The organism is Streptomyces fulvoviolaceus (assembly GCF_000718165.1).
GTDB classification, from domain to species: Bacteria; Actinomycetota; Actinomycetes; order Streptomycetales; family Streptomycetaceae; genus Streptomyces; species Streptomyces fulvoviolaceus.
The window spans coordinates 72,635-96,714 of record NZ_JOEY01000011.1 but is presented as its reverse complement, the minus strand read 5'-3'; the positions used below and the strand labels follow the sequence as shown (position 1 = coordinate 96,714).

Here is a 24,080-nt window from a genome sequence, read left to right as displayed (position 1 = left end):
CCCCCCGGATTGCGTTGACACGGCACTGACAAAGTTCCGATACTGACCCACCGTTCAGTAAAGCTCGTACCGAGGAGTCCCCGTGCCCCCGCCCCTGCTGTCGCTCACCTGGACCGACCACGTCACCGGCCGCCTGGGCTTCCTGGTCGTCGACCGCCTGGTGCGCGGTGTCGCCAGCGGCGGCCTGCGGATGCGGGCGGGCTGCACGCCGGACGAGGTCGCCGGGCTGGCCCGCGGCATGACCATGAAGGAGGCCCTGCACTACAACCCGGAGGGCCGCTACATCCCCCTGGGCGGCGCGAAGGGCGGCATCGACTGCGACCCCCGGGACCCCGAGGCGTACGCACTGCTCGTGCGCTACCTGCGCGCCATGCGGCCGTACATCGAGAGCTTCTGGACCACGGGCGAGGACCTCGGCCTCACCCAGGACCTGGTGGACCGCGCGGCCACGGAGGCCGGGCTCGTCTCGTCCATCCAGGCGGTCTATCCGCTGCTCGACGACGAGGCCACGGCCCGGCGGCGGCTCGCGGACGCCTTCCGGGTCGAGGTGGACGGCATCGGGCTCGACGAACTGGTCGGCGGCTGCGGGGTCGCCGAGGCGACGCTCGCCGCGCTGGACCGGGCCGGTGTGCCGCACGCGGGCACGCGTGTCGCCGTGCAGGGTCTGGGCACCATGGGCGGGGCCACCGCACGCTTCCTCACGCGCGCGGGGCTCTCGGTCGTGGCCGTCGCCGACATCAAGGGCACGATCAGCAACCCGGCGGGGCTCGACGTGGAGGCACTGCTCGCCGCGCGGGACGCCTACGGCACCGTGGACCGTGCCGCACTGCGCCCCGGCGACCGTGAACTGCCCGGTGACGCCTGGCTGTCCGCCGAAGCGGAGGTGCTGGTGCCCGCCGCGGTCTCCTACACGATCGACACCGCGAACCAGGAGCGCATCACCGCCCGCTGGATCGTCGAGGCGGCCAACATGCCGGTCCTGCCGGAGGCGGAGTCGCCGCTGGCCGCGCGCGGGATCACCGTCCTGCCGGATGTCGTCGTCAACTCCGGGACGAACGCCTGGTGGTGGTGGACGCTGTTCGGCGACATCGAGGCCGACGCGGACGAGGCCTTCGCGTATCTACGGCGGTCCATGCGTGCGCTCGTCGAGCAGATGCTGGCCCGCGCGGATGCCGACGGGATCACGCCGCGGGCCGCCGCGCACGCCCTCGTCGCCGACCGGCTGCCGGTGATCGCCGAGCGGTTCGGCTGGTACCGGTGACCTCGGACGACGGCCTCCCTACGGCACCTCACAGGGGCACGGATTAGGGTGACCGCGTGGCGAGAGTACGGTTGAGCGTGGCCGAGCGGCGCGAGGAGCTGCTGCGGGCCGCCATCGAGCAGATCGAGGCGCGGGGCGTGGCGGCCGTCAGGATCGCCGACGTGGCCGCCGCGCTCGGGGTGAGCAACGCTCTGGTGCTCTATCACTTCTCCACGAAGGAGAAGCTGGTCGCCGCCGCGTTCACCTACGCCTCGGAGGGCGACCTCGCCCAGCTGCGCAAGGTGCTCGCCCGCCGTACGACCGCGTTGCGCCGGCTGCGGGCGGCCGTGCGCTGGTACGCCCCCACCGGTCAGGCCAAGGGCTGGCGGCTGTGGATCGAGGGATGGGCGGTGTCGCTGCGCGAGCCCGCGCTCCAGCAGGTCACCCGGGATCTCGACCGGCAGTGGAAGGCGGCGCTCGCCGAGCTGATCGCCGAGGGCGTGGCCGCGGGCGAGTTCCGCTGCCCGGACCCGGCCGGGACGGCCCTGCGCCTCACGGCCCTCCTCGACGGACTCGCCGTACAGCTGACGTCCTACGCGGGTGCCGTGTCACGGGCGCGGGCGCAGGAGTGGGTGGACGAGGCGCTGGCCCGGGAACTCGGGCTGGAGCGCGAGGCGTTGACGACGCAGTAGGCGGGTCCGGCGAAGCGCCCTGAAGGGGCGCGGGGAACTGCGCGACCAGCCACGACGGCGCAGCAGACGAACGACCGCACAGCGCGGCACCTCCAGCGGAGCGCTCACGCGGCGGACGCCGCCCCACCCCACGTCTCAGACCAGTTCGTGGACCGCCGTGACGGTGACCGTCGTCCGGACCTCCCCCGGGGCGAGCGGCACGCCCGCTCCCGCACCGGGGGGTGCGTCCGCGGACCACGGCGGGGAGACGGGCCCGCTGGTCGTGACGTCGGTGAGCGAGACCAGCCGGCCGAGTCGGTGTCCGCTCAGGCGCGCGTACTGCAGGGCCTTGGTGTGCGCGTCGTCGTGCGCGGCCTTGCGGGCCCGGGCGCGCACGGGGGCCGGGTCGGCGACGTCGAAGGTGACCGAGTTGATGCGGCCGGCGGTGCCGGTGGCGTCCGTGATCGCCTGCAGCACCATCCCCGTACGGCCGACCTCGCGGACCTTGACGGAGAAGGACTGCGCGGCCTGGTAGCCCGTCAGCTGGGAGGTGCCGTCGTCGTAGTCGTACACGGGACTGAGCGACAGGTTCTCGGTGCTGATGTCCCGCTCGGCGACACCCTGCCCGCGTACGGCCTTCAACAGCGCGCTCGCCGCCTTGTTCTGCGCGTTCAGCGCCGCCTGCGGAGTCTTGGCCTGCGCCTCGACTCCGGCGCCGATCACGGCGAGGTCCGGGGTGGCCGTGGCGCTGCCCTCGCCGGTCACGGTGACGGTGGCGGGGCTCGGGGCGCTGGGGGCGGCGGTGCGGAGAGCCGGCCCCGGCAGGGCGGCCGCCGTGGGGGCGGCGAGGCCGAGGGTGAGGAGGGCGACGGCGAGCGTGGTGGTGGCGCGGGGCAGCGCCGCGGGCGTGCGCGGGAAGGGCATGCGGGAGGTCCTCACGGCGTCGGGGGCGGTTCGCCGTCATCCCAGCACCGTGGTCGGCCCACGCGGACACACCACTCCCGTGTGATCACCTCACTGGTCGAGCCGGTCGGGCCCGTCCCTGAACCCGAGGCGCCCGGCCATGGCGGCCGGGCACCCCGAGCGGGCTCAGGCCACCGAAGCGATCCGGGACTTGATGTCGTCCGGCGACAGCGCGCCCTTGGCCGTCACGTGGTCGCCCGAGGACTCCCCGCGCAGCCGGCGGCCGATCCACGGCACCAGGTACTCGCGCGCCCAGTGGACGTCGTCCCGCCGGACCTCGAGGGTGCCGCGCGGCGGGAGCAGCGGCCAGGGCTGGTCCGGGTCGGCCGGGACCTCCAGGCCGAGGACCTGGCCCGCGCGCAGCGCCACACGCGTGTGCCCCTCGGGCGAGAGGTGGAGCCGGTCGCCGTCCCAGGCCCGGCGGTCCTGGATGGTCTTGAGGGACCACAGGTCGAGCACGGGACAGCCGTAACGGTCGGCGATGGCCCGCACATGTCCGTTGTAGGTCGCGATCTTGCCGCGCAGGTGCTTGAGGACGGGTACGCCACGGGTGTCGAAGCCGGTCGTCACCATCACCGTGCCCGCGACGGCGGTGAGTTGCGCCACCCCTCGCTCGAAGCGCTCGGCGACCTCGTCGGGGTCGGTGCCGGGCCGCAGGATGTCGTTGCCGCCGGCACAGAAGGACACCAGGTCCGGCGCCAGCTCGACGGCCTGCCGAAGCTGGTCGTCCACCACCTGGTCGAGAAGTTTCCCGCGCACGGCGAGGTTCGTGTACTCGAAGTCGCCCTCGGGCCGCCGGTCCGCGAGAAGTACCGCGAACCGGTCGGCCCAACCGACGAGCGCCCCGTCGGGGCCGGGGTCGCCGACGCCCTCGGTGAAGCTGTCCCCCACCGCCACGTACGACCCGATCACTGATCTTTCGTCACTCTTCGAATCGTCTGCCACATCGGCCCATGATTCCCCTGCGGATGTGACCTACGCGACCGTAGGAAGGGCTTGACGAGCGGTGAGATAAGCCACTCTTCAAGGATTGGTCAAACTCGGAATAGGTGTCTCATCAGCGGTGTTGACGCTGCGACTGCCGCACCCGGAAGTTGCCGATACGGAAGTGGCTCCAGGTGGTCCGGAACGCGAAGTGCCCACCCGTGTACGGCTCCGGGTCGGTGTAGTCGAAGACGAGCCGCCCGTTGTTCCACCACTGCACGGTCGAGCCGTCGGAGACAATCCGCACCCGGTTGGGCTCGTTCGCCACGAGCAGCGGCTCGGTGTAGTCGAAGACGAGCGGGCGGACGCCTGCCTCGCCGACGTAGCGGCGCAGCCGGGTCGTCGTGTTCGTGTTGGCGCCGTAGCCGACGTAGTACGTCTTGAGGTAGTCGTACTCCGCCAGCGCCCCGCCCCGCGCGGTGGCGAAGAGGTCGTCCGGGGAGCGGACGTCGACGGCGTTCCAGAAGTTGTTGAGGTCGGAGACCCGGTCGTTGACCCCGCCCTCCGACACGGGTGTGGCGGTGTACTCGATGACGTACGGCCCTTCGAGCCGCTTCCTGAACCAGACCGTCGCGCCGGCCGGTACGTCGACCTCCAGGGTCCCGCGGGAGGCGGTGACGGTGCCGCCCTTCTCTAGTTCCACAGCCCACTGGCCGAGGCCGTGACGGAAGTCGTCGTGGGCGATCAGCCGGCGGTGTCGGGGTGAGGCACTCGCGCCGGTCGCGGGGGCCAGGGCCGCAAGGGCGGCACCGGCGGCCAGGGCTCCGAAGGCTCTACGCGTGGTCGTCACGGGAGACGGCTCCTTCCGGGAGGGTGATCGAGGGCTTCGGCACACGACGGGTCTCGGTGCCGAGGTAGTAGTCCGTGTACGTCGACTGCAGATAGCCACGCACGGTCCAGCCGAGGCGGTACTCGGGGTTCTGGGCGAGCGTGTAGAGGCGCGTCCGCGTCGGCTCGGTGGTGGTGCAGAGGCGCAGGGCGGTGTGGTCGGCGGTCTCGGCGAGGATCTCCTCGCGCCAGTCGCCGAGGAGATCGCCGTAGAACGGGGTGGCGTTGCGGGCGCCGGAGACGATCCCGGACGGCTCGAAGATCTTCGCGCTGGTCTCGGTCGCCGGGTCCCACTTCTCGACGTGGGTGGAGTCGAGGAGCTCGGACGCCTTGTCGCCGTCCCACCAGATACGGAAGTTGACGCTGGGCGTGGTCGTGGAGACCTTGCCGTCCTGGACGTTGAAGACGCCCGCGCCGGGCCGGGTGACATCGGCGGTGGAGGTCCAGTACTCGTAGCCGGGGTGGTCCGGGTCGATGTCGGCGGCGTTGCCGCGGCCGACGTCGAGGTCGGCGTCGCTCACCGGGGTCGCGGGGTGTGCGCCGGTCGTCAGGCGTTCGCCGGTGTCGGCGTCGTAGTAGTACCAGGGGAAGTTCGACACGACGCCCAGCTCGGACTGCTGGATCGCGAAGCCCTCCAGGCCGGGCCGGTCGGGGTCGAGGTCGGCGATGTCGAAGCGGTCGCCGTGGATGGCCTGGTCGACGACGTAGCGCAGGGTGCCGTCGCTGTTCACGACGTAGTTGCCGTCGGCGATCTCGTCCTTGCCGTCCTGGTCGACGTCGACGGTGCGGATCTGGTGGAAGCTGGTCGCTCCGGTGGCCGGGTCCACGACGTGCTTCCAACGGCGGTTCAGGTCCGTGCCGTTGAAGTCCCACGTCTGGAACAGGACCCGGAAGGAGCCGCGCTTGGCGCCGACCCGCGTGACCAACTTGGTGACCAGGCTGGGGTGTTCGCCGTCCAGGTAGGCGATGCCGAAGTGGCCGCCGGAGGGGCCATCGGCGACGAAGTCGTCGGGCACGGGCTGCCGGGTGCGTTCGGTCCCGGTCGCGCCGTCGATCACCGAGACGAACTGGTTCGCCGGCGAGTCGGCGGTGACCTGGGAGCCGTCCGCGAAGGTCGTCCCGGCGGCCGTGTGCACCAGCACCTCGGCCCTGCCGTCGCTGTCGAGGTCGTAGACGGTGACGTTGTCGTCGTTGCGGTAGCCGCCGATCGCCGTGGAGCCGCTGATCGCGGCGGGCGCCGGGTCGTTGGCGCCGTTGCCGCCGACCTGCGTGTACGAGCCGGGGCCGAGGTCGACGCGCCAGAGCCGCTCGCCGGTGAGCGTGTACGCCTCCAGCAGGTCGGGCCTGTCGCGGGTCTGGGAGAGGCGGCTGACGACCAGCTCGTACTGCCCGTCGCCGTCGAGGTCACCGGGCCAGGCGTGCTGCACGGTGTAGCCGTCGGCGGCGGCGAGGGGAATCTCGGCGTAGCCCTTCGAGAAGTCGAGGGCGCCTGAACTCCCCTTCCGCTCACGCCCGTTGATGACGGCACGCACGGTGTACGTGCCCGTGCCCGGGGTGTTGTCCTGGTACGTCGTGGACTTGGCGACCGGCTGGCGATTCAGTCGCCGCCCATCCTTGTACACGTTGAAGGAGAGGGCGTTGCCGTGGCCGGCGTACTCGGTGCCGAGCAGGCGCCAGCTGAGGAAGGTGCCTTCGCCGGAGGGTACGGCGACCAGGCCGCGGTCGAGGTTCTCCACGATCCGGCGGGGTTCCGGGGCGGCGGCGTGGCCGGTCGGTGCGGAGAACAGCCCGGCCAACAGGGCGGCGGCGGTGACGGCGACGGTTCTTCGGCGCCGGTTGGCGTGCAGTCGATTGGCGTGCAGTCGGTGGGCGTGCACTAGCGCTCCTTCGATTCCTTCGAGATGAGGCTGATCAGTCGGTCGGCCGCCTTGCGGTGGCCCTGGGCACTCGGGTGGACGGTGCCGTGGAAGTCGCCCTCCGCCGCGTCGAGCCAGCCGGTCGTGTCGACGAACTCGGTGCGTGGGTCGGCGAGTTCACCGACCACGGCCGCGATGTCGGCGGCATGGGTGCCGTCGAACGGGCGCAGGGCGAGGATGCGGGCGTGCGGTGCGGCGGCCCGGAGCTTTTCGAGGTAGGCGCGGTAGGCGGTGCGGAACTCCGCCGAGCCGAACGCGGCATCGTTGGTGCCTGGTTCACCACGATCACGTCGGCACGGCGGTCCGAATCCGCCCTGGAACCGGCGCAGTTCCAGCCGTAGGCGTCCGAGGCGGCCGGCACTCCCCCATTGCCGGTCTGGATCACGCCCTGCCGCCCGAACCCGACCTGGGTGAGGGAGACATGCAGGGCGTCGGCGACCAGCGTGGGGTAGGCGGCCGTACCGTCGGCGCAGTCGGAGGTGTTGACGTCGCACAGGGCCATCACGCCCTGGGTGACGGAGTCCCCGTAGAACGCCAACTCCGGTGCGTGCCGGACTCGTTGGTCCAGGACATGACCGCGGATCCCGGTCAGCACGACCCCGGTCTCCAGCGGTGGCGTCCACCGGTTGACCCGCGAGAAGACGTCCTTGACGGAGATCTCGACCGTGTGAGGACCGCGGCCGCCGGCTGTGATCTCCAGATCGTCCTGGTCGACGGTGTGCAGCTGCTTCGGGCCGCCGTCGACCGACACGTAGATCTGCGCGGGCACGGTGATCGACGAGACGTCGAACAGGGCGTGGACGCTGCCGCCCACGAACCGGAACCGCAGCCGGGAGCCGGAGTTGACGGTGACGGCGGCTTCGGCGGTGCGGCCCCAGTGGCCCTCGTAGGTGAGACGCCTGTCATCAGGGCGCACAACGTACGGGTCACCGGACGCGGCAGCAGGCTGCACCGCACCCACGACCATCCCCGCGGCCATCGCCGCACTCACAAGGCCACGCCTCATGACGGGATCCGATCCCCGATGAGGGCCAGGTTCTGGATCGCCGCGAGCGCCCACTGCGCCGAGGAGTTGGTGGAGATCCAGGGAATCTCCTCGGTGGTGCGCAGGACCGCCGGGGCCTTGATCGTGACGGGAGACCAGTCGTTGGAGGGGAAGTAGGTGTCGCTGCCGGTGAAGAACTCGTTCCACGCGCGCGTGGCGAGCGTCGGGTCGTCCTTGCGGTGGGCCGCGTAGGCCGTGACGCGGGAGTGCGCGGCGGGCAGCGCCGACTTCCAGGTGGAGCCGGTGAGTTGCTTCTTCTGGGCGTCGGTGGCGTTGTAGTACTGCGCGTAGTTCAGCCAGGCCGTGCGGAACTCCGGCTCCTCGTCGCCGAACAGGGAGACGAGCTCACTGTTGGTCTCGACGAGACCGAAGACGGCACTCAGGTGGGACACGCTGACGGCCGTGTCCGTCGTGACCGCGAACTTGCCCGTGTCCGCGTCCAGCAAGCCCGTGCCGGTGAAGAAGCCGTTGGGCTGGGCGGCGATCGTCCGCAGCGAGTTGACCAGCTTGGCCTTCGCCTTCTCCGCGTTCGGCCCGCGTCGCTCCCACTCGGTGAGCCAGGCCGCCGAGATCCCACCCCAGTCGGTGCCGAAGCCGACCGACAGGGCATGCCGGTCGCCGGGCGTGTAGCCGTCCGTGCGGACCTTGCGCTGCGGGTCGACCTCCAGGAACGTCAGCTCCACGTCGACGAGTTCGCGCAGCAGGTCACCGGTGCGCTCGTCGCCGGTGAGGAAGTAGTAGAAGCGCCGGTTGGCCGCCGTCGAGATACGGACCTGCTTGGCGCTGTCCGCGTAGTGCTGCACGCCGTGCCGAGTGCCGAGGCCCGCCCACTTGCCGAGATGGTAGACGTCGACCTCGCCGGTGTGCCGGGTCATCGCCTCCGCGAACCGGAAGACCTCGGCGGAGCCGGTGCGCAGGAAGTGGTACCAGAGCCAGAGGTCGGTGCCGAGTTCGGAGTTGTCCCAGGCGTAGCCGCCGACGTCGTAGCGCCAGACGTGCCGGTCGTTGTCGTAGGTGTGCTGGACGTCGCCATAGTCGAGGAAGCCGTACCAGCGGTGCTGCTCCCGCTGGTCGCGGTAGTAGGCGAAGAGGTCGTCGAGGCGGTCCTCGATCGTGGTCCGCGCCTTGTTCGAGCGGTCTACGGGCGCCCAGTCCCCGAACACCCCTGCCGCGTCCAGCCGTTGGGGCGTGGCAGTGAGCAGCGGCGGGGTCGCGGTGGCGGCTGCCTGCGCGGCGAGAACCGCGGCCGACGGGGTCTTCTCCAGTGCCCAGAAGGTCAGTTCACTGGTGCGGGCGATGCCGTACGGCGTCCCGAACCCCGGCTCGTAGTCCTCGTACGTGATCTCCAGGCCCTCGACCTGCTTCTCGTACGTGTCCTGACCCAGGCCGTCATGGTAGAAGCGCAGGTCCAGCGGGGGCGCCTCGGGCGAGTAGAGCCATACGGTGGCCTCGGCGGCATCGGTCTGGGCGTCCCGGACGTCGAGTTGGGTCGGGTGCCGCTGCCAGAAGTCCCGGAGCCCGAAGGAGAGTCCGCCGCTCACGCCGCCGACGTATCCGAAGCCCCCGGCGCGCTGCCCGGCACCGGCCTGGACCCAGCCGTGCCCCGCCTTGGTGCGCTTGCGCACGAGGTAGCCGTCGGCCGTCGGCTGGGTGAGGGTGAAGTCTCCCCACTGCGGGATGTAGCCGAGGCGACTGGACACCCGGGTGTCCCAGGTCGAGGTGTCGGGCAGCTTCTCGCCGGCGATCTGGGCGTCGCGCACCGCCGCCCCGGGGTCGCGGCGCAGTCCGGTGATGCCCTGGACGGCCTCGCCGAACAGGCCTCCGCCCGAGTCGGCGAACCGCACATGGCGGTCGTACGGCTGGTCGCTCAGCGGCACGGTGAAGCGGACGCCGAGCCCGCGCAGGAAGTCGCCGTCGTCGGAGCCGGGCTCCTGCTTGCCGTCCCAGACGAAGGTGTGGGTCAGACGGAAGGAGTCGCCGCCCGCGGAGAAGGCGAAGCGGAGCACGAAGGGGAGCAGGCCGTGGCTGCCGTGGCGGTGGCGGCCCTCGACGCGGATCACGGCCCGGACGGGGCCGTCCTGCTCGACGGCGATCTTCTCGATCCGGCCGGTGAAGGTCTCGGCTGCCGTCCCCTCGCGCACGGACTTCTGTCGCAGGAGCACGAGTTGACCGTCGCGGGCGATCTCGGCGCTCCCGCGCCGGATGCTGCGGACGACGGTGTCGGTGCCCTTGGCGCCGAAGACGGCCGTGATGGCACCGGTCGACACCTCGATGCGGCCGGCCTTGCGGGTGACGGTGACCCGCTCGGCCGGGGCGGCGGGCGTCCCCGTGGTGAGCCGGTAGGCCGAGGCCTTCGGCGCGTCCGGCGCGATCGCGTGAGCGGTCCACTTCACCGAGCCGTCGGGCCAGTGGCCCGTGACCCAGGTCTGGACGGGGACGTCGTCGCCGGCGGCGGTCGTCAGCCGGAAGCTCTGGTCCGGCCGGTATGTGCCGCGCTTCCACGGCAGGCCCCAGGTGGCACCGGCGTGGACGTCGGGCGCCGGGCCCTCCAGCCAGTGGAGCTCGGTGTCGTCGCCGTCCGCCGCGGCGGCGGTGCGGGACAGGGCCCAGGAGAACTGGGCGGCGGCCGCCGCGGCTGCGGCGCCCTTGATGACGGTGCGTCGGTCGACGCGGGGCACGGTGACCTCCGAAGGCCGAAGAGGCGCAGAAAGCGCTTACATCGCTACGGAGTTCACTGTGTCCCCACCGTCCTCTCACTGTCGACGCTCTGAACACCCCTGCCACAAGACCGCAATACAGTGATCATGAACGAGCAGCGGCGGGACCCAGAGAGCCGCAGACACACCGAAGGCCGGACCCGGGGATCGGGATCCGGCCTTCGGTGTGTCTGGGGGGCAGGCGTCAGCCGACGGCGACGCCCTTCGAGCGGAGGTAGGCGACCGGGTCCACGTCCGAGCCGTAGTCCGGCGTGGTACGGATCTCGAAGTGCAGGTGCGGACCGGTCACATTGCCGGTCGCACCCGAGAGGCCGACCTGCTGGCCCTCGGTCACGGTCTGACCGCTCGACACGGAGAGCGAGGACAGGTGGGCGTACTGGGCGTAGTAGCCGTCGGCGAGCTTGATGACGACCTGGTTGCCGTACGCGCCGCCCCAGCCGGCGGAGACGACCGTGCCCGCGCCGACGGCCTTGAGCGCGGTGCCGGTCGGGACCACGAAGTCGACGCCGGTGTGGTAGCCGCTGGACCACATGCTGCCCGCCACGCGGTAGCCGGTGCCGACGCCGGCGCCGCTCACCGGGAGGGTGAAGCCGCTGGAGCTGGAGCTGCTGGTGTCGGCGCTCTGGGTGGTGGCCGTCGAGTTCGACGAGGAGGATTCCGTCTTCGACGAGGAGGATTCCGGCTTGGACGAGGAGGAAGAGGACGACGACTCGCTCTTCTTCGTACCCGTCGTGCTCGTCGTGGCCTTCTTGCCGATCGAGAGCTTCAGGCCCGGGTGAATCAACGACGGGTCGTCGCCCACGGCCTGGCGGTTGTCGGAGTAGAGCTTCTTCCAGCCACCGCTGACGTTCTGCTCGTCCGCGATCTTCGAGAGATAGTCGCCGGTCCTCACGGAATAGGTCCGCACACCCGAGGTCTTCGCGGCATCCTTCTTCGCGGCCGTCTTTTCGGCGGCCTTCTCGGCAGTCTTCTGCGTGATCGGAAGGGACTGAACGGCCTTTTCCGAAACGGACTGCGAGGTGGCCGCGTGGGCGCCGGTGGCCCCCATGAGCGGGAGGGCGAGTGCGGCGCCGCCGGTTCCGGCGACGGCGATCGAGCGGGTGAAGCGCTGGGGCTTCGGGCGGCGGTGCTTACCCTTCGCGGGCATGGCGAATTCCTCTCCGGCGCCTACGAGGTGAGCTGTCGGGTGCGGACTGGAGATGCCCGGCCGCGCCGAAACGCGGCTTTACCCCTAGCCGTTCCGGAGACCGGAACAGGCGGTTGTACCTGTGGGTCCCCCGCTCCTGCCGTTCACGGGTGAGTTGAGCGGTCTCCGGGCGGCGGCAGGATTGGGCGTCCGTCCGGATTGGTGGCGAACGTAAGCGAGCAAGACGCAAAGGGACAAGTGAGAGGTTCCCTGTGAATGCATTTCTGTTGATCCCGTATGTGAATTCCCAGTCACCCTGCGTGAATCGCGGGCTGCCCCTCAGCTCAAATCCCCTTGAAAAGCATGTGAATTACGTGAACATGACGGGCGACACACGGTCACGAATATGACGCTCCTCACGTGCCACTCACCCAGGACCCCTCATTCCAGCCGGAGTTGGAATGAAGGTGCTAATTCGGACAGAAGCCCTAGATGCGGCGCAGGCGGAGAACTGCCGCATCAAGGTCGCCACGCAAGCCGGTGCGCAGTCCGTGATGCAGCAATACGGCACCTCGGTGAATTTCGCCCGTTTCACGGCATTCATACGACGCTGTCGGGTCGAGTCCGCGCAGCCGCAGCGCCGGCACGGGCTCTCCGTAGTGCTGCGCCTGAAGCCAGGCGAGGACGACCGTCTCGCCATCGAGCACGTACTGCACCGCACTCAGTCCGCCCCGCGGAGGCCGCAGCCGGTGGAGGTCGCCACGCTGCACGAGGGGCCGGATCTCCTTGTAGAGGTCCACCCAGTCGCGGGCCTCGGCGAGCTCCTCCTCGGTCCAGTCGGCGAGGTCGCCGCCGACCCCGAGGACGCCGGCCATCGCGCTCACGAACCGGAAGCGCAGCGAGCTGAACCGGCCGTTGAGCTGGGCGTTGGGGCTGTCGGTGACCCAGGAGGCCATGACGCGCGCAGGGTGGATCTGGCTGAAGCCGTGCTGGATGTCGAGCCGGTCGAGGGGGTCGGTGTTGTCCGAGGTCCACACCTGGTCGGTCCGGCCCATCACGCCGAGGTCGATCCGGCCGCCGCCGCCCGAGCAGGACTCGAAGGCGACACCCGGGTGAGCTGCCCGCAGCCGGTCCAACAGGCTGTAGAAGGCGTGCACATGGTCGACCCAGAGACGCTGCGGGTAGGCCTCTCCCGGCCAGCCCGCGTCGGTGAAGCAGCGGTTGAAGTCCCACTTCACATAGTCGACCGGGGCGCTGGAGAGGAGTCCGTGGAGCTGCCCCCAGAGGTACTCCTGGACGTCCTCGCGCGCGAGGTTCAATACGAGTTGATTGCGGAGCTCCGTCCGCTTTCGTCCCGTCTGGTACTGCACCCAGTCCGGGTGGGCCCGGTACAGGTCGCTGTCCGGGTTGACCATCTCCGGCTCAACCCAGATGCCGAACTGCATGCCGAGCGCGTGCACGTAGTCGCCGAGCGGCTTGAGGCCGCCGGGGAAGCGGTCGGGGTTGGGTGCCCAGTCACCGAGCCCGGCCCGGTCGCTGGTGCGGGCCCCGAACCAACCGTCGTCGACCACGAACAGCTCGACCCCGATAGCCGCGGCCCGCCGGGCGAGCGCGCTCTGCTGCTCCTCGGAGATGTCGAACTGCGTGGCCTCCCAGGAGTTGAAGAGCACGGGCCGGTCCTGGTCCGCGTCCGGGATGACGTACGTCCGCTGGTAGTCGTGCCAGGCCCGGCTCGCCCCGCCGTAGCCGCCGTCGCTCCACAGGCCGGCGAAGACGGGCGTGGTGAAGGACTCCCCCGCTTCCAGGCGCAGGAGGCCGGAGTCGTCGTATCCCGCGCCACCGGTGATCTGCACGCGCGCGTCGGGGAGTTGGGCCACCGCGATCCGCCAGGACCCGGACCAGCCGAGGGTGCAGCCGTAGACCTCGCCGCGCTCCTCGGTCGCGTCCGTGTCGAGCGCGACCCACGGCAGGTGCTGGTGTCCGGTGTGGCCGCGACGGCTGCCGATGACCTTCTCACCGTAGGTGAGGGAGGACCGCACGAGGCGCGACTCCGCGGCCCAGCGGCCGTGCAGCTGGGACAGCCGCCAGCCCTCGCGGTCGGGCAGGGTCCAGGCGGCGGAGTCGGCCCGCAGCAGTTCCACGGCGGGCCCCTGGTTGTCCAGGGTCACCCAGCGCTCGACGACGTCACCGCGCATCCGGTAGTGCAGCGTGACCGCCAGCCCGCCGTCGCGGAAGCGGAGCCGCAGCTCGCCGTCGTCCCCGGCCTCGGCCTCGTACGCCTCGAAGCTCCACTCGGTGCCGCGCCGCTCGTCCGTGCGTACCGACAGGGCGGGGCGTACGAAGCGGGGGCCGCCCTCAACCGGGTACTCCTCGCGCCCGTCGAGCGGGGACTCGAAGGCCCAGTAGTCCGGGAGGGGGCGTACGGCGAGGGCCTCGGCGTCGGCGAGCGCGATCCGTGGGCCCCAGTGCAGGTGCAGGAGCTCGTCGCTGTCGGTGAGGTGGACGGCGTAACTGCTGGTCGGCCCGGACAGAATCCACGTGCGGCCGTTCTCGGCGATCTCCGGCATGCAGTCCCTCACAGCGACGAAACAGATTCGAACAGGCACGAACAGGTGCGCTCAAGCACCAACATCATCAAGGGATCCGAGCCCCGGCTGCAACGCCTGTGGACAACTCATTGCCTCAGGAATCCATGTCGTATGGTCGAGAGCGTGCCCCGTCGTCGAGCCGCGCCGACGGAGCCCGACCGGGAGGAGCCCCCGTGACGCAGCAGATCCCGTCGACCGAGCCGGAGCTGGCCGGAGTCCGCAACTTCCGGGACGTGGGCGGACTGCCGACCGTGGACGGACGACGGGTGCGGTACGGCGTGCTGTTCCGCAGCGGCCATCTCGCCCACGCGACCGCGGAGGACGCCGCCTTCCTGGACTCCCTGGGCCTGCACACGATCTTCGACTTCCGCAACGCCGCGGACCAGAAGCTGGAGGGGCCCGACGTCGAGCTGCCGGGCGTCACCAATGTGAACCTCCCGCTGTCCGATCCGGCGGACGGCTCGGAGTTCTGGAAGATGGTCCGCGACGGCGAGATCGACCAGCTGCGCGGGATCCTCGGCGACGGCAAGGGCGCCGACCGGATGATCAACTCGTACCGCACGATCATCAAGGAGCGCACCGCCGAGCACTCCAAGGTGCTGCGCTCGCTCGCCGAGGACAGTGCCCCGGCCCTGATGCACTGCGCGGCGGGCAAGGACCGCGCGGGCCTTTCCATAGCGGTGACGCTGCTCGCCCTGGGCGTCGAGCAGGAGGCGATCGTCGCCGACTACCTGGAGTCGAACGCCAAGCACCGCCGCTACAAGGTGCGCCGCAGCGGCAGCGACGCCTCGGCCTACTCCCCCGAGGTCATGGAGCTGCTCAGCCCCCTCTTCGACGCGCGCGCCGAGTATCTGACGGCGGCCTTCGAGACCATCGAGGAGACGTGGGGCAGCGTCGACAGCTACCTGGAGCAGGGCCTCGGGGTCACCCCGGAGATCCGTGAGCGGCTCCGCGAGCGACTGCTCGACTGAGACCCCACCCCGGTCCCTACTTCGCCCCCACCTCGAACAGCAGGAAGAGGAAGGCCGCGAACACGTGTCCCGCCGCGATGTAGATGAACAACCGCACCCACAGGGCGCGGGGGAGCTTCTCCTCCATGTCGGTCATGGCATCTCTCCGTTGGTGGGGCCCAGGCACAGGGCGGCCGTGGGGCTCTGCAGCAGGGTGTGGACGAAGAGCAGTTCGACACCGTCGTGGTCGACGGCGGCGATGCGGTGCGGCGTGAGCGAGTCGAAGTGCGCGCTGTCGCCCGGCGCGAGCCGGTGCGTGGTGTCACCGAGGCGCAGACGCAGCCGTCCCTCGAGGACGTAGAGCCACTCCTCGCCGGGGTGCACGCGCACGATGTCGCCCTGCGCGCCGTAGGGGACATGGACCCGCAGGGCCTGCATGCCGCGGCCGGACGCGCCGGCCGGCCAGTAGGTCCAGCCGCCCGCCGCGGTCGGCTCCATGTCGGCGGCGCGCACCACGGCGTCCCGCTCGGCGACCGTCTCGCCGAGCAGCTCCGATACGGTAGTGGCGTAGATACGGGCCAGCGCGAGCAGCATCGGCAGCGAGGGCTGGCGGTGCCCGGTCTCCAGGCGGGAGAGATGGGCCGGTGACAGCCCCGCGGCGCGGGCCGCGGCCTCCAGGGTGAGGGAGGCACGGCGGCGCAGTGCGCGGAGCTGGGGTGCCACGGCGGGCAGGTCCGTCGTAGACTCGGCTTCCGAAGAGCTCATGCTCTCCATTCAGCCGGAGCTTTGCCTCTGCGGCAAATTTCTTGCCTCAGAGGCAAAAACCACGGCTCTCAGCGGTTCGCGACCGCCTGCTTCACCAGTGTCTTGCTGAAGTCCCACATCAGCCCGCTGCCGCTGTGCGCGTCGTCCATCACGGCGGTGAAGGCGTCGACGAACCGGTCCACGTCCTGCTCCCCGATGATCAGCGGCGGGATCAGCTTGATCACTTCCAGGTGGTCGCCGGAGACCTGAGTGAGGATCCGGTGCCGCTGCAGCAGCGGCACGACCACCATCTGCGCGAACAGGCCCTTGCGCGCGGCCTGCAGCATGGTCCAACGGCTGCGCAGCTTCAGCGACTTGGGCCTGCCGAACTCGATGCCGATCATCAGTCCCCGGCCGCGCACGTCGGCGAGCAGCTCGTACTTGTCGATCAGCGCCGCGAGCCGGGACTTCAGCTGCTCCCCGGTCGCCCGGGCGTTCGCCACGATCTGCTCGTTCTCCATGACGGACAGCACGGCAAGCCCGGCCGCCATGGCCTGTGCGTTGGATCCGAAGCTCGCCGAGTGCACGAGGACCCGGTCCATCGACGAGTAGACCTTCTTGAAGATCCAGTCCTTGCCGAGGGTGGCGCCGACCGGCACATAGCCGCCGGAGAGCGCCTTGGCCACGCAGACCAGGTCGGGCTCGACCCCGTCCTCGTGCTGGTAGGCGTAGAAGTCCCCGGTGCGGCCGAGCCCGGTCTGCACCTCGTCGGCGATGAGCAGCGCCTTGTGCTTGTGCAGCAGCTCCTGCGCGGCACGCAGATGGCCGGGCGGGGCCTCGTGCACACCCTTGCCCTGGATGGGCTCGACGATCAGGGCGGCGACGTCACCCTTCTTCAACTCCCGTGCCAGGGCGTCGAGATCGCCGAGGGGTACGGCGGTGTCGGGCAGCAGCGGGGCGAAGCCGTCCCGGAAGCCGCCTTCGCCGTTGACCGACAGGGATCCGGTGGTCAGTCCGTGGAAGGCGTGGTCGCAGTACAGGATCCGCGGCTTCCCGGTGGCGTACCGGGCGAACTTCAGCGCGGTCTCCACGGCTTCCGTGCCGCTGTTGCCGAAGAACACCCGGTCCAGGTGCGGGCTGTGCGCGAGCAGCTTCTCGGCCAGCAGTCCGGGCAGCGGCTGGCAGTCGAAGCGGGTGAGGTCGGCGAGCTGGGCGTCGAGAACGTCGTGCAGTGCCCGGCGGACGACGGGGTGGTGGCGCCCGAGGCCCATCACCCCGAACCCGGCGAGCATGTCCAGGTAGTCGTTGCCGTCCGCGTCCCAGAAGTGGGCGCCCTCGGCGCGCTCGTAGACCTTGTCGAAGCCGATCGTGTGCAGCATGCGCGGGAGCTGGTGGTTCAGGTACTTCGTGTGCAGCTCGTAGCGCTCGGCTCCGCGCTCGGCCAGCAGCGCGCCGAGGTCGAACTCCTTGGTCATTCGGCTTTCTCCTTGACTGAGCCGTCGACCTGGCTGTCGACGGCCTTGGCCTCCTCGTCGGCCAGGCTGCCCTGGACCTCCTTGACGGCCAGGCTGGCGCTGATCCGTCCGGCGACCTCGACCGGCGTGAGACCGATGTCGGCGAGCACCTCGCCCCGTTTGGCGTGCGCGAGGAACTGCTCCGGGATCCCGAACCGCCGTACGGGTACGTCGACTTCGGCGTCGCCCAGCGCCAGCGCCACCGCGGCGCCGACCCCGGAGGCGCGGCTGTTGTCCTCGACGACGGCCACCAGCCGGTGTTCGGCGGCCAGGCCCGGCAGCGCCGGGTCGACGGGTTTGACCCAACGGGGGTCCACGACCGTGCAGTTGATGCCCCGGGCCTCCAGCAGCTCGGCGGCCTGCAGGCACACCGGCGCCATGACACCGACGGCGACCAGGAGGACGTCCGGCGCATCGGAAGAGCGGTGCAGGACGTCCAGTCCGCCCACCCGGTCGATCGCCGGGATCTCCGGACCCACGGACTCCTTCGGGAAGCGCACCAGCGTCGGCGCGTCGTCCACCGCCACCGCCTCCCTGAGCTGCGCCCGCAGCTGGTCGGCGTCGCGCGGTGCGGCGATCCTGAGGCCGGGGACCACCTGGAGGATCGACATGTCCCACATGCCGTTGTGGGAGGCCCCGTCGACGCCGGTCACGCCGGCCCGGTCCAGGACGAAGGTCACCCCGCAGCGGTGCAGTGCGACATCCATCAGGAGCTGGTCGAAGGCTCGGTTCAGGAAGGTCGCGTACACGGCGACGACCGGGTGCAGCCCGCCCGTCGCGAGGCCGGCCGCGGACACCGCCGCGTGCTGCTCGGCGATGCCGACGTCCCACACCCGGTCCGGGAAGCGAGCCGCGAACTTGCCAAGGCCCACCGGGTGCAGCATGGCCGCCGTGATCGCCACGACGTCCTCGCGCTCCTCCCCGATCCGGACGATCTCGTCCCCGAACACGGAGGTCCAGGAAGGCCCGTTGGAAGGCGTGAGCGGCTCGCAGGTGAGCGGGTCCATCACACCGACCGTGTGGAAGTGGTCCTCCTCGTGGGCGAGGGCGGGTTCGTAGCCGCGCCCCTTCTCGGTCAGACAGTGGATCAGCACCGGCCCGTGGAAGCGTTTCGCGCGCCGCAGCGCGGACTCGACGGCCCCGATGTCATGTCCGTCGATCGGGCCGACGTACTTCAGCCCCAGATCCTCGAACATGCCCTGCGGCGCGAACGCGTCCTTGAAACCCTTCTTCGCGCCATGCAGCGATTCGTAGAGGGTGTGGCCGACTACGGGCGTGCGCAGCAGCACGTCCTTGCCCCAGGCGAGCACCTTCTCGTAGCTGTCGGTGGTCCGCAGGGTGGCCAGGTGGTTGGCGAGGCCGCCGATGGTGGGCGAGTAGGACCGCTCGTTGTCGTTGACGACGATGATCAGCGGCCGGTCCTTGGCGGCCGCGATGTTGTTCAGTGCCTCCCAGGCCATGCCGCCGGTGAGCGCGCCATCGCCGATGACCGCGACCACATGGCCCTTCTCACCTTGCACCTGACGGGCCTTGGCGAGCCCGTCGGCCCAGCCGAGCGCGGTGGAGGCGTGGCTGTTCTCGACTATGTCGTGCTCGGACTCCTCGCGCGACGGGTAGCCGGACAGGCCGCCCTTGCCGCGCAGCTTGGAGAAGTCCTGACGACCGGTCAGGAGCTTGTGTACGTAGCTCTGGTGGCCGGTGTCCCACACAATGCGGTCGACCGGTGACTCGAAGACCCGGTGGAGCGCGATGGAGAGTTCCACCACCCCCAGGTTGGGCCCGAGGTGTCCGCCGGTCCTGGCGACCGCGTGCACCAGGAACTCTCTGATTTCTTCGGACAGTTCACCGAGTTCCGCCTCGGACAGCGCCTTAAGGTCGCGTGGTCCCCGGACAGTCTCCAGAATCGTCACGCTCGGGCCCCCTTCGGTCCGTGCTGTTCAACTCACGGTGACGGCCGGCTCCCCCGACGCGACGCCGTCCTGCTCCATCTGTTCGGCGATCTTCATCGCCTCGTCGATGAGGGTCTCCACGATCTTCGACTCGGGCACGGTCTTGATGACCTCGCCCTTGACGAAGATCTGTCCCTTGCCGTTGCCGGAGGCGACCCCCAGGTCCGCCTCCCGCGCCTCGCCGGGACCGTTGACCACACACCCCATCACCGCGACGCGCAAGGGCACTTCCATGCCCTCCAGGCCCGCCGTGACCTCGTCGGCCAGCTTGTAGACGTCGACCTGGGCACGCCCGCACGACGGACACGACACGATCTCCAGCCGCCGCTGCCTCAGGTTCAGCGACTCCAGGATCTGGATGCCGACCTTGACCTCCTCGGCGGGCGGGGCGCTCAGGGACACCCGGATGGTGTCGCCGATCCCGCGCGACAACAGGGCCCCGAAGGCGACCGCCGACTTGATCGTGCCCTGGAAGGCGGGCCCGGCCTCCGTCACACCCAGGTGCAACGGGTAGTCGCACTGCTCCGCCAGCAGCTGATAGGCGTTGACCATCACCACGGGATCGTTGTGCTTCACCGAGATCTTGATGTCCCGGAAGTCGTGCTCCTCGAAGAGCGAGGCCTCCCACAAGGCACTCTCCACGAGCGCCTCCGGAGTGGCCTTCCCGTACTTCTGGAGCAGCCGCCGGTCCAGCGATCCCGCGTTGACCCCGATCCGGATCGGCGTGCCGTGCTCCTTCGCGGCCCGCGCGATCTCCTTGACCTTGTCGTCGAACTGCTTGATGTTGCCGGGATTGACGCGTACGGCCGCACAGCCCGCCTCGATCGCGGCGAACACGTACTTCGGCTGGAAGTGGATGTCCGCGATCACCGGGATCTGCGACTTGCGCGCGATGGTCGCGAGGGCGTCCGCGTCGTCCTGCGTGGGACAGGCCACGCGCACGATCTGGCAGCCGGAGGCCGTCAGCTCGGCGATCTGCTGGAGCGTGGCGCCGATGTCGGACGTACGGGTCGTCGTCATCGACTGCACCGACACCGGAGCCCCGCCCCCGACCGCCACCGGCCCGACCTGGATCTGCCGCGACACGCGCCGCTCGGCGATCGGCCGGACCGGTACCTCGGGGACACCCAAGGAAATGGCGGTCATCGCGCTACTCGCGGTTTCCGGAGACCGTCTCGCGCATGGCGCGGAGCGACTCCTTGAGCGAGCCCATGGTGGCGAGGACGGCGGTGGGCTCGTAGCCGCAGTGCGCCATGCAGTTGGCGCAGCGCGGGTCCTTGCCGCGGCCGTACTTGTCCCAGTCGGTTTCCTCGATCAGCTCGCGGTACGTCGGGACGTAGCCGTCGCTCATCAGGTAGCAGGGGCGCTGCCAGCCGAAGAGCGAGTAGTTCGGGATCGCCCACGCGGTGCACGGGAAGTCGACCTTGCCCTCCAGGAAGTCCAGGAAGAGCGGGGAGTGGTTGAGCCGCCACTTCTTGCGGTTGCCGCCCGCGAAGGCCTTCTTGAACAGCTCCCGGGTCTGCTCCACGCCCAGGAAGTGCTCCTGGTCGGGCGCCTTCTCGTAGGCGTAGGCGGGCGAGATCATCATCTCGTCGACGTGCAGATCGTCGTTGAGGTAGTTGAGCACCTCGATGATGGTCTGCGGGGTGTCCGTGTTGAAGAAGGTCGAGTTGGTGGTGACCCGGAAGCCGCGCTTCTTGGCCTCCTTGATCGCCTCGACCGCCTCGTCGAACACGCCCTCCTTCGCCACCGACTCGTCGTGCCGCTCGCGCAGCCCGTCGATGTGCACCGCGAAGGCGAAGTACGGGGAGGGCTTGAACTTGTCCATCTTCTTGCGCAGCAGCATGGCGTTGGTGCAGAGGAAGACGTACTTCCTCTTCGCCACCAACTGCCGCACGATCTCGTCGATCTGGGGGTGCATCAGCGGCTCACCGCCGGCGATGGACACCATCGGCGCACCGGACTCCAGCACCGCCCCGACGGCCTGCGCCACCGGCATGCGCTGCTTGAGCACCCCGGCGGGGTGCTGGATCTTGCCACAGCCCTCGCATGCGAGGTTGCACGCGAAGAGGGGTTCCAGCTCCACGATGAGCGGGAACTTGTCCCGCTTGCGGATCTTCTGTTCGGCCAAGTATGTAGCGACCTTGATGGTCTGACGCAGCGGCATGGCCATCTGGCTCACCTCCTGGGGAGCAGCAAGGAACGGTGCCATTCGTAGAAAGCGGGAAGTACGGAACGAAGGACGCGGAAGGCTGATATTCCACCGCGGACCGTGCCGATCCGGACGAGTTCATGTTGTGGAGCGTCCACGACCACCCGGACGGCCGCAACCGGGCGCTTGCCCGCGCGTACGGCGCTCAGGAGCGTGGCCGCGGATTCCATGTCGACCGCGATCGCGCCGGTCGCCAGCAGTTCCGCCCGTTCGTGACCACGGACGACGTGATCGGAGCCGGTGAGCGGTCCGGTGTGGACCGTGCGCCCGGGTACGGCCCGGACCAGCTCCTCAACCAGTAGGTCGGTCCCGACGCACCGAACGGTTCCCCGCGGATGCCGGGTTTCTTCCGCTACGACCAGATCTCCGGGGTGCATGCCGGGGGCGAGCCCCGCGCAGAAGCCCGTGGCCAGCACGGCGGCCCCGGCGAGCTCAGGGTGAGCCAGGACCCTGGTGGTGGAGACCTCGGCCGCCTCGGGCCCCATGCCCGTCCTCAGCACGGTCACCGGCCCGCCGGCACCGTTGCGGTCGCCACTGCGCAGGGCGAGGCGCTCGATGCCGAGCGCGCAGGCGATCAGCAGCGGGGCCGGGGCGGGCGGTGTGCTCATCAGCCCTCCCTGGCCGCGAACGGCTCGGAGAACGGCTCTCCGTGCACGAACCGGCCGAGTGCGGTCAGCGGGAAGACCTGCCGGTAGAGGTGGTAGTTGATGGAGAAGTCCCACGGGAAGCCGGTGCCGGTGAAGTACGGCTCGTCCCAGGAACCGTCCTCGCGCTGGGTACTCGCGAGCCACTCGATGCCGCGCGCGACGGCCTTGGAGTCCTTCTCTCCGGCAGCCAGCAGCGCCATCAGCGCCCAGCCGGTCTGCGAGGCCGTGGAGGCACCGCGACCGCTCCACTTCTTGACGTCCTTGTACGAGCGCAGGTCCTCGCCCCAGCCGCCGTCGTCGTTCTGCACGGACTCCAGCCAGGCCGCCGCGCGCCGGATCGCCGGGTGCGCGGCGGGCAGGCCTGCGGCGATGAGCGCGGGCACCACGGACCCCGTCCCGTAGACGTAGTTGACGCCCCAGCGCCCGAACCACGAGCCGTCCGGCTCCTGTTCGGCGAGCAGCCACTCGATCCCGCGCCGGGTGCGCGGGTCGTGGGAGAGCCCCTCCACGGCCAGCATCTCCACCACGTGGGCCGTCACATCGGCCGACGGCGGGTCGATGACCTCGCCGAAGTCGCAGAACGGCAGCCGGTTGGGGAACGGGCTGGTGTTGTCGACGTCGAAGGCACCCCACGCCCCGTTCTTCGACTGCATCCCGAGGTTCCAGCGCACCCCGCGCCCGATCGCCTTCTCGACCCGCTCGGGATCGTGGTGCCGGACCCGGCGCAGTGCGAGGACGACCTCGGCGGTGTCGTCGATGTCGGGGTAGTTGTCGTTGTGGAACTCGAACGCCCAGCCGCCCGGCGGGAGTTGGGGCCTCTTCACGGCCCAGTCACCGGGCCGGACGATCTCCTCGCCGAGCATCCAGTCCGCGGCCTTGACGAGCTGCGGGTGGTCGGCGGGCAGGCCCGCGTCGGCGAGCGCGATGGTCGCGAGGCACGTGTCCCACACCGGCGACTGGCAGGCCTCGATCATCCGGGCCCCGTCCTCGCGCCAGACGGCGAAACGGTCCAGGGACGCCAACCCCTCGCGCATCACGGGGTGTTCGAGGTCGTAGCCGAGCAGGTGCAGGGCGATGACCGAGTACACGGCCGGGGGCTGGATGCCGCCCCAGCAGCCGTCGTTCTCCTGCCGCTCGATGATCCAGCGGGCGGCGCTGTTCATGGCCGCCCTGCGCAGCCGGCGCGGGGCGACCTTGCGCAGCTGGTGCAGCGCCTTGTCGAGCCGCTGGAAGGCGCCATCCCAACTCGCCACGGGGGCAAGGGGCTTGAGCGGATTGGGGTGGTCCGGATCGACGTGCAGTTCGTCGAGCGGGAAGGGCGCGGGCCGTACCGGACGCTTTGCGGAGACGATCGTCAGCGGGACGATGGTCTGCCGGGCCCAGCACCCGAAGTCGTAGATGTTGAGCGGCATCCACTTGGGGAAGTAGATGAGTTCCGGCGGGAGTTCGGGCAGGTCCTCCCACTTCCACCAGCCGAACAGGGCGAGCCAGATCCGGGTGAACACCCGGGCGGCAGCGACCCCGCCCTGCTCGCGGATCCAGGCTGAGGCCCTCGCCATATGAGGTGCGTCGGGCGCGTCGCCGTCCAGCCGGAGGGCGACGTACGCCTCAATGGTGGTGGAGAGTTCGCCCGGTCCGCCGTAGAAACTCGCCCAGGCGCCGTCCTCGCGCTGCTCGCCACGGATGAAGAGCGCGGCGGCGCGGGTGGTGGCCTCGTCGCGGATGCCCAGGAACTGGCGCAGCAGCAGGTCCTCTGCGTCCATCGTGACGTTGGTCTCGAGGTCGCCCTTCCACCAGCCCTCGGCGTCCTGACGGGACAGCAGGTAGTCGGTGGCGCGTTGCGCGGCGCGTGCGGCGGCTTCTTGTACCCCGGTCGCCACGGGGGTCTCGATGTCGGTTTCGCTGGCCGCGGCAGCGCGGGGCGGCAGGGCCCCGGTGCTTCCGTCGGTCGTCGCTGTCATGGCTTCCCCTTCGTGCAGTGTGCAT

At 70.2% G+C, this 24,080-nt stretch carries 19 protein-coding genes and 1 riboswitch; of the genes, 3 read left to right on the top strand and 16 right to left on the bottom strand.

Annotated features, from left to right (window positions below):
- The first annotated feature begins 82 nt into the window (after positions 1-82).
- Together IG08_RS0113595 and IG08_RS0113590 are read left to right on the top strand one after the other, a co-directional pair.
- Entirely contained in the window at positions 83-1,261 is a 1,179-nt protein-coding gene (locus IG08_RS0113595; RefSeq protein WP_030600547.1) for a glutamate dehydrogenase, read from the top strand.
- Positions 1,262-1,317: 56 nt separating this feature from the next.
- Entirely contained in the window at positions 1,318-1,932 is a 615-nt protein-coding gene (locus tag IG08_RS0113590) for a TetR/AcrR family transcriptional regulator (protein WP_043454191.1), read from the top strand.
- 135 nt (positions 1,933-2,067) lie between these two features.
- Here the strand turns inward: IG08_RS0113590 and IG08_RS0113585 are convergent, their stop codons facing one another.
- The 8 genes from IG08_RS0113585 to IG08_RS0113550 form a co-directional block, all read right to left on the bottom strand.
- Complete coding sequence (locus IG08_RS0113585; RefSeq protein WP_030600544.1) at positions 2,068-2,835, bottom strand: SIMPL domain-containing protein; 768 nt, start codon at positions 2,833-2,835, stop codon at positions 2,068-2,070.
- A 165-nt stretch (positions 2,836-3,000) separates the two neighbouring features.
- On the bottom strand, positions 3,001-3,786 hold the full coding sequence (locus tag IG08_RS0113580; protein WP_030600541.1) for an SGNH/GDSL hydrolase family protein: 786 nt from the start codon (positions 3,784-3,786) through the stop codon (positions 3,001-3,003).
- A 145-nt stretch (positions 3,787-3,931) separates the two neighbouring features.
- Positions 3,932-4,648 carry a DUF6250 domain-containing protein gene (locus tag IG08_RS0113575; RefSeq protein WP_030600539.1) on the bottom strand — a complete coding sequence of 239 codons (717 nt, stop codon included), beginning with the start codon at positions 4,646-4,648 and terminating at the stop codon, positions 3,932-3,934.
- Complete coding sequence (locus IG08_RS0113570; RefSeq protein WP_234342869.1) at positions 4,632-6,563, bottom strand: rhamnogalacturonan lyase family protein; 1,932 nt, start codon at positions 6,561-6,563, stop codon at positions 4,632-4,634. Before IG08_RS0113570 ends, IG08_RS0113575 begins: the two co-directional genes overlap by 17 nt.
- Positions 6,563-7,096, bottom strand: a complete 534-nt coding sequence (locus IG08_RS63015; RefSeq protein WP_158812231.1) for a GDSL-type esterase/lipase family protein — start codon at positions 7,094-7,096, stop codon at positions 6,563-6,565. The genes IG08_RS0113570 and IG08_RS63015 overlap by 1 nt, the downstream gene beginning before the upstream one ends.
- Before the next feature lie 508 nt (positions 7,097-7,604).
- Positions 7,605-10,325 (bottom strand): exo-rhamnogalacturonan lyase family protein, encoded by a 2,721-nt coding sequence (locus IG08_RS0113560; protein WP_030600533.1) that lies wholly within the window; start codon positions 10,323-10,325, stop codon positions 7,605-7,607.
- Positions 10,326-10,548: 223 nt separating this feature from the next.
- On the bottom strand, positions 10,549-11,511 hold the full coding sequence (locus IG08_RS0113555; RefSeq protein WP_030600531.1) for a M23 family metallopeptidase: 963 nt from the start codon (positions 11,509-11,511) through the stop codon (positions 10,549-10,551).
- 4 nt (positions 11,512-11,515) lie between these two features.
- Positions 11,516-11,682: riboswitch (cyclic di-AMP (ydaO/yuaA leader) on the bottom strand.
- A gap of 296 nt (positions 11,683-11,978) precedes the next feature.
- The gene (locus IG08_RS0113550) at positions 11,979-14,057 is read right to left on the bottom strand and encodes an alpha-galactosidase (protein WP_030600529.1); all 2,079 of its coding nucleotides are present in this window, start codon (positions 14,055-14,057) and stop codon (positions 11,979-11,981) included.
- Positions 14,058-14,251: 194 nt separating this feature from the next.
- On the opposite strand from IG08_RS0113550, the gene IG08_RS0113545 reads away from it, so the two are divergent.
- Positions 14,252-15,049, top strand: coding sequence for a tyrosine-protein phosphatase (locus IG08_RS0113545; protein WP_030600527.1), 798 nt, complete (start codon positions 14,252-14,254; stop codon positions 15,047-15,049).
- Positions 15,050-15,065: 16 nt separating this feature from the next.
- On the opposite strand, the gene IG08_RS54150 is transcribed toward IG08_RS0113545, so the two are convergent.
- The 8 genes from IG08_RS54150 to shc all read right to left on the bottom strand — a co-directional run bounded on the left by IG08_RS54150 (position 15,066) and on the right by shc (position 24,055).
- A complete protein-coding gene (locus IG08_RS54150; protein WP_043454186.1) occupies positions 15,066-15,185 on the bottom strand; it encodes a DUF6126 family protein in 120 nt (39 codons plus the stop codon).
- Positions 15,182-15,793: a helix-turn-helix domain-containing protein gene (locus IG08_RS0113535; protein WP_030600522.1), complete on the bottom strand. Its 612-nt coding sequence runs from the start codon at positions 15,791-15,793 to the stop codon at positions 15,182-15,184. The genes IG08_RS54150 and IG08_RS0113535 overlap by 4 nt, the downstream gene beginning before the upstream one ends.
- 68 nt (positions 15,794-15,861) lie before the next feature.
- A complete protein-coding gene (locus IG08_RS0113530; RefSeq protein WP_030600520.1) occupies positions 15,862-17,247 on the bottom strand; it encodes an aspartate aminotransferase family protein in 1,386 nt (461 codons plus the stop codon).
- The gene (gene dxs, locus IG08_RS0113525) at positions 17,244-19,196 is read right to left on the bottom strand and encodes a 1-deoxy-D-xylulose-5-phosphate synthase (protein ID WP_030600518.1); all 1,953 of its coding nucleotides are present in this window, start codon (positions 19,194-19,196) and stop codon (positions 17,244-17,246) included. Before dxs ends, IG08_RS0113530 begins: the two co-directional genes overlap by 4 nt.
- Before the next feature lie 27 nt (positions 19,197-19,223).
- Entirely contained in the window at positions 19,224-20,381 is a 1,158-nt protein-coding gene (gene ispG / locus IG08_RS0113520; RefSeq protein WP_030600516.1) for a flavodoxin-dependent (E)-4-hydroxy-3-methylbut-2-enyl-diphosphate synthase, read from the bottom strand.
- 4 nt (positions 20,382-20,385) lie between these two features.
- Positions 20,386-21,408 (bottom strand): adenosyl-hopene transferase HpnH, encoded by a 1,023-nt coding sequence (gene hpnH / locus IG08_RS0113515; RefSeq protein ID WP_030600514.1) that lies wholly within the window; start codon positions 21,406-21,408, stop codon positions 20,386-20,388.
- 5 nt (positions 21,409-21,413) lie between these two features.
- Positions 21,414-22,055 (bottom strand): phosphorylase family protein, encoded by a 642-nt coding sequence (locus IG08_RS0113510; protein ID WP_030600513.1) that lies wholly within the window; start codon positions 22,053-22,055, stop codon positions 21,414-21,416.
- Positions 22,055-24,055, bottom strand: coding sequence for a squalene--hopene cyclase (gene shc, locus IG08_RS0113505; protein WP_030600511.1), 2,001 nt, complete (start codon positions 24,053-24,055; stop codon positions 22,055-22,057). Before shc ends, IG08_RS0113510 begins: the two co-directional genes overlap by 1 nt.
- Positions 24,056-24,080 lie beyond the last annotated feature (25 nt).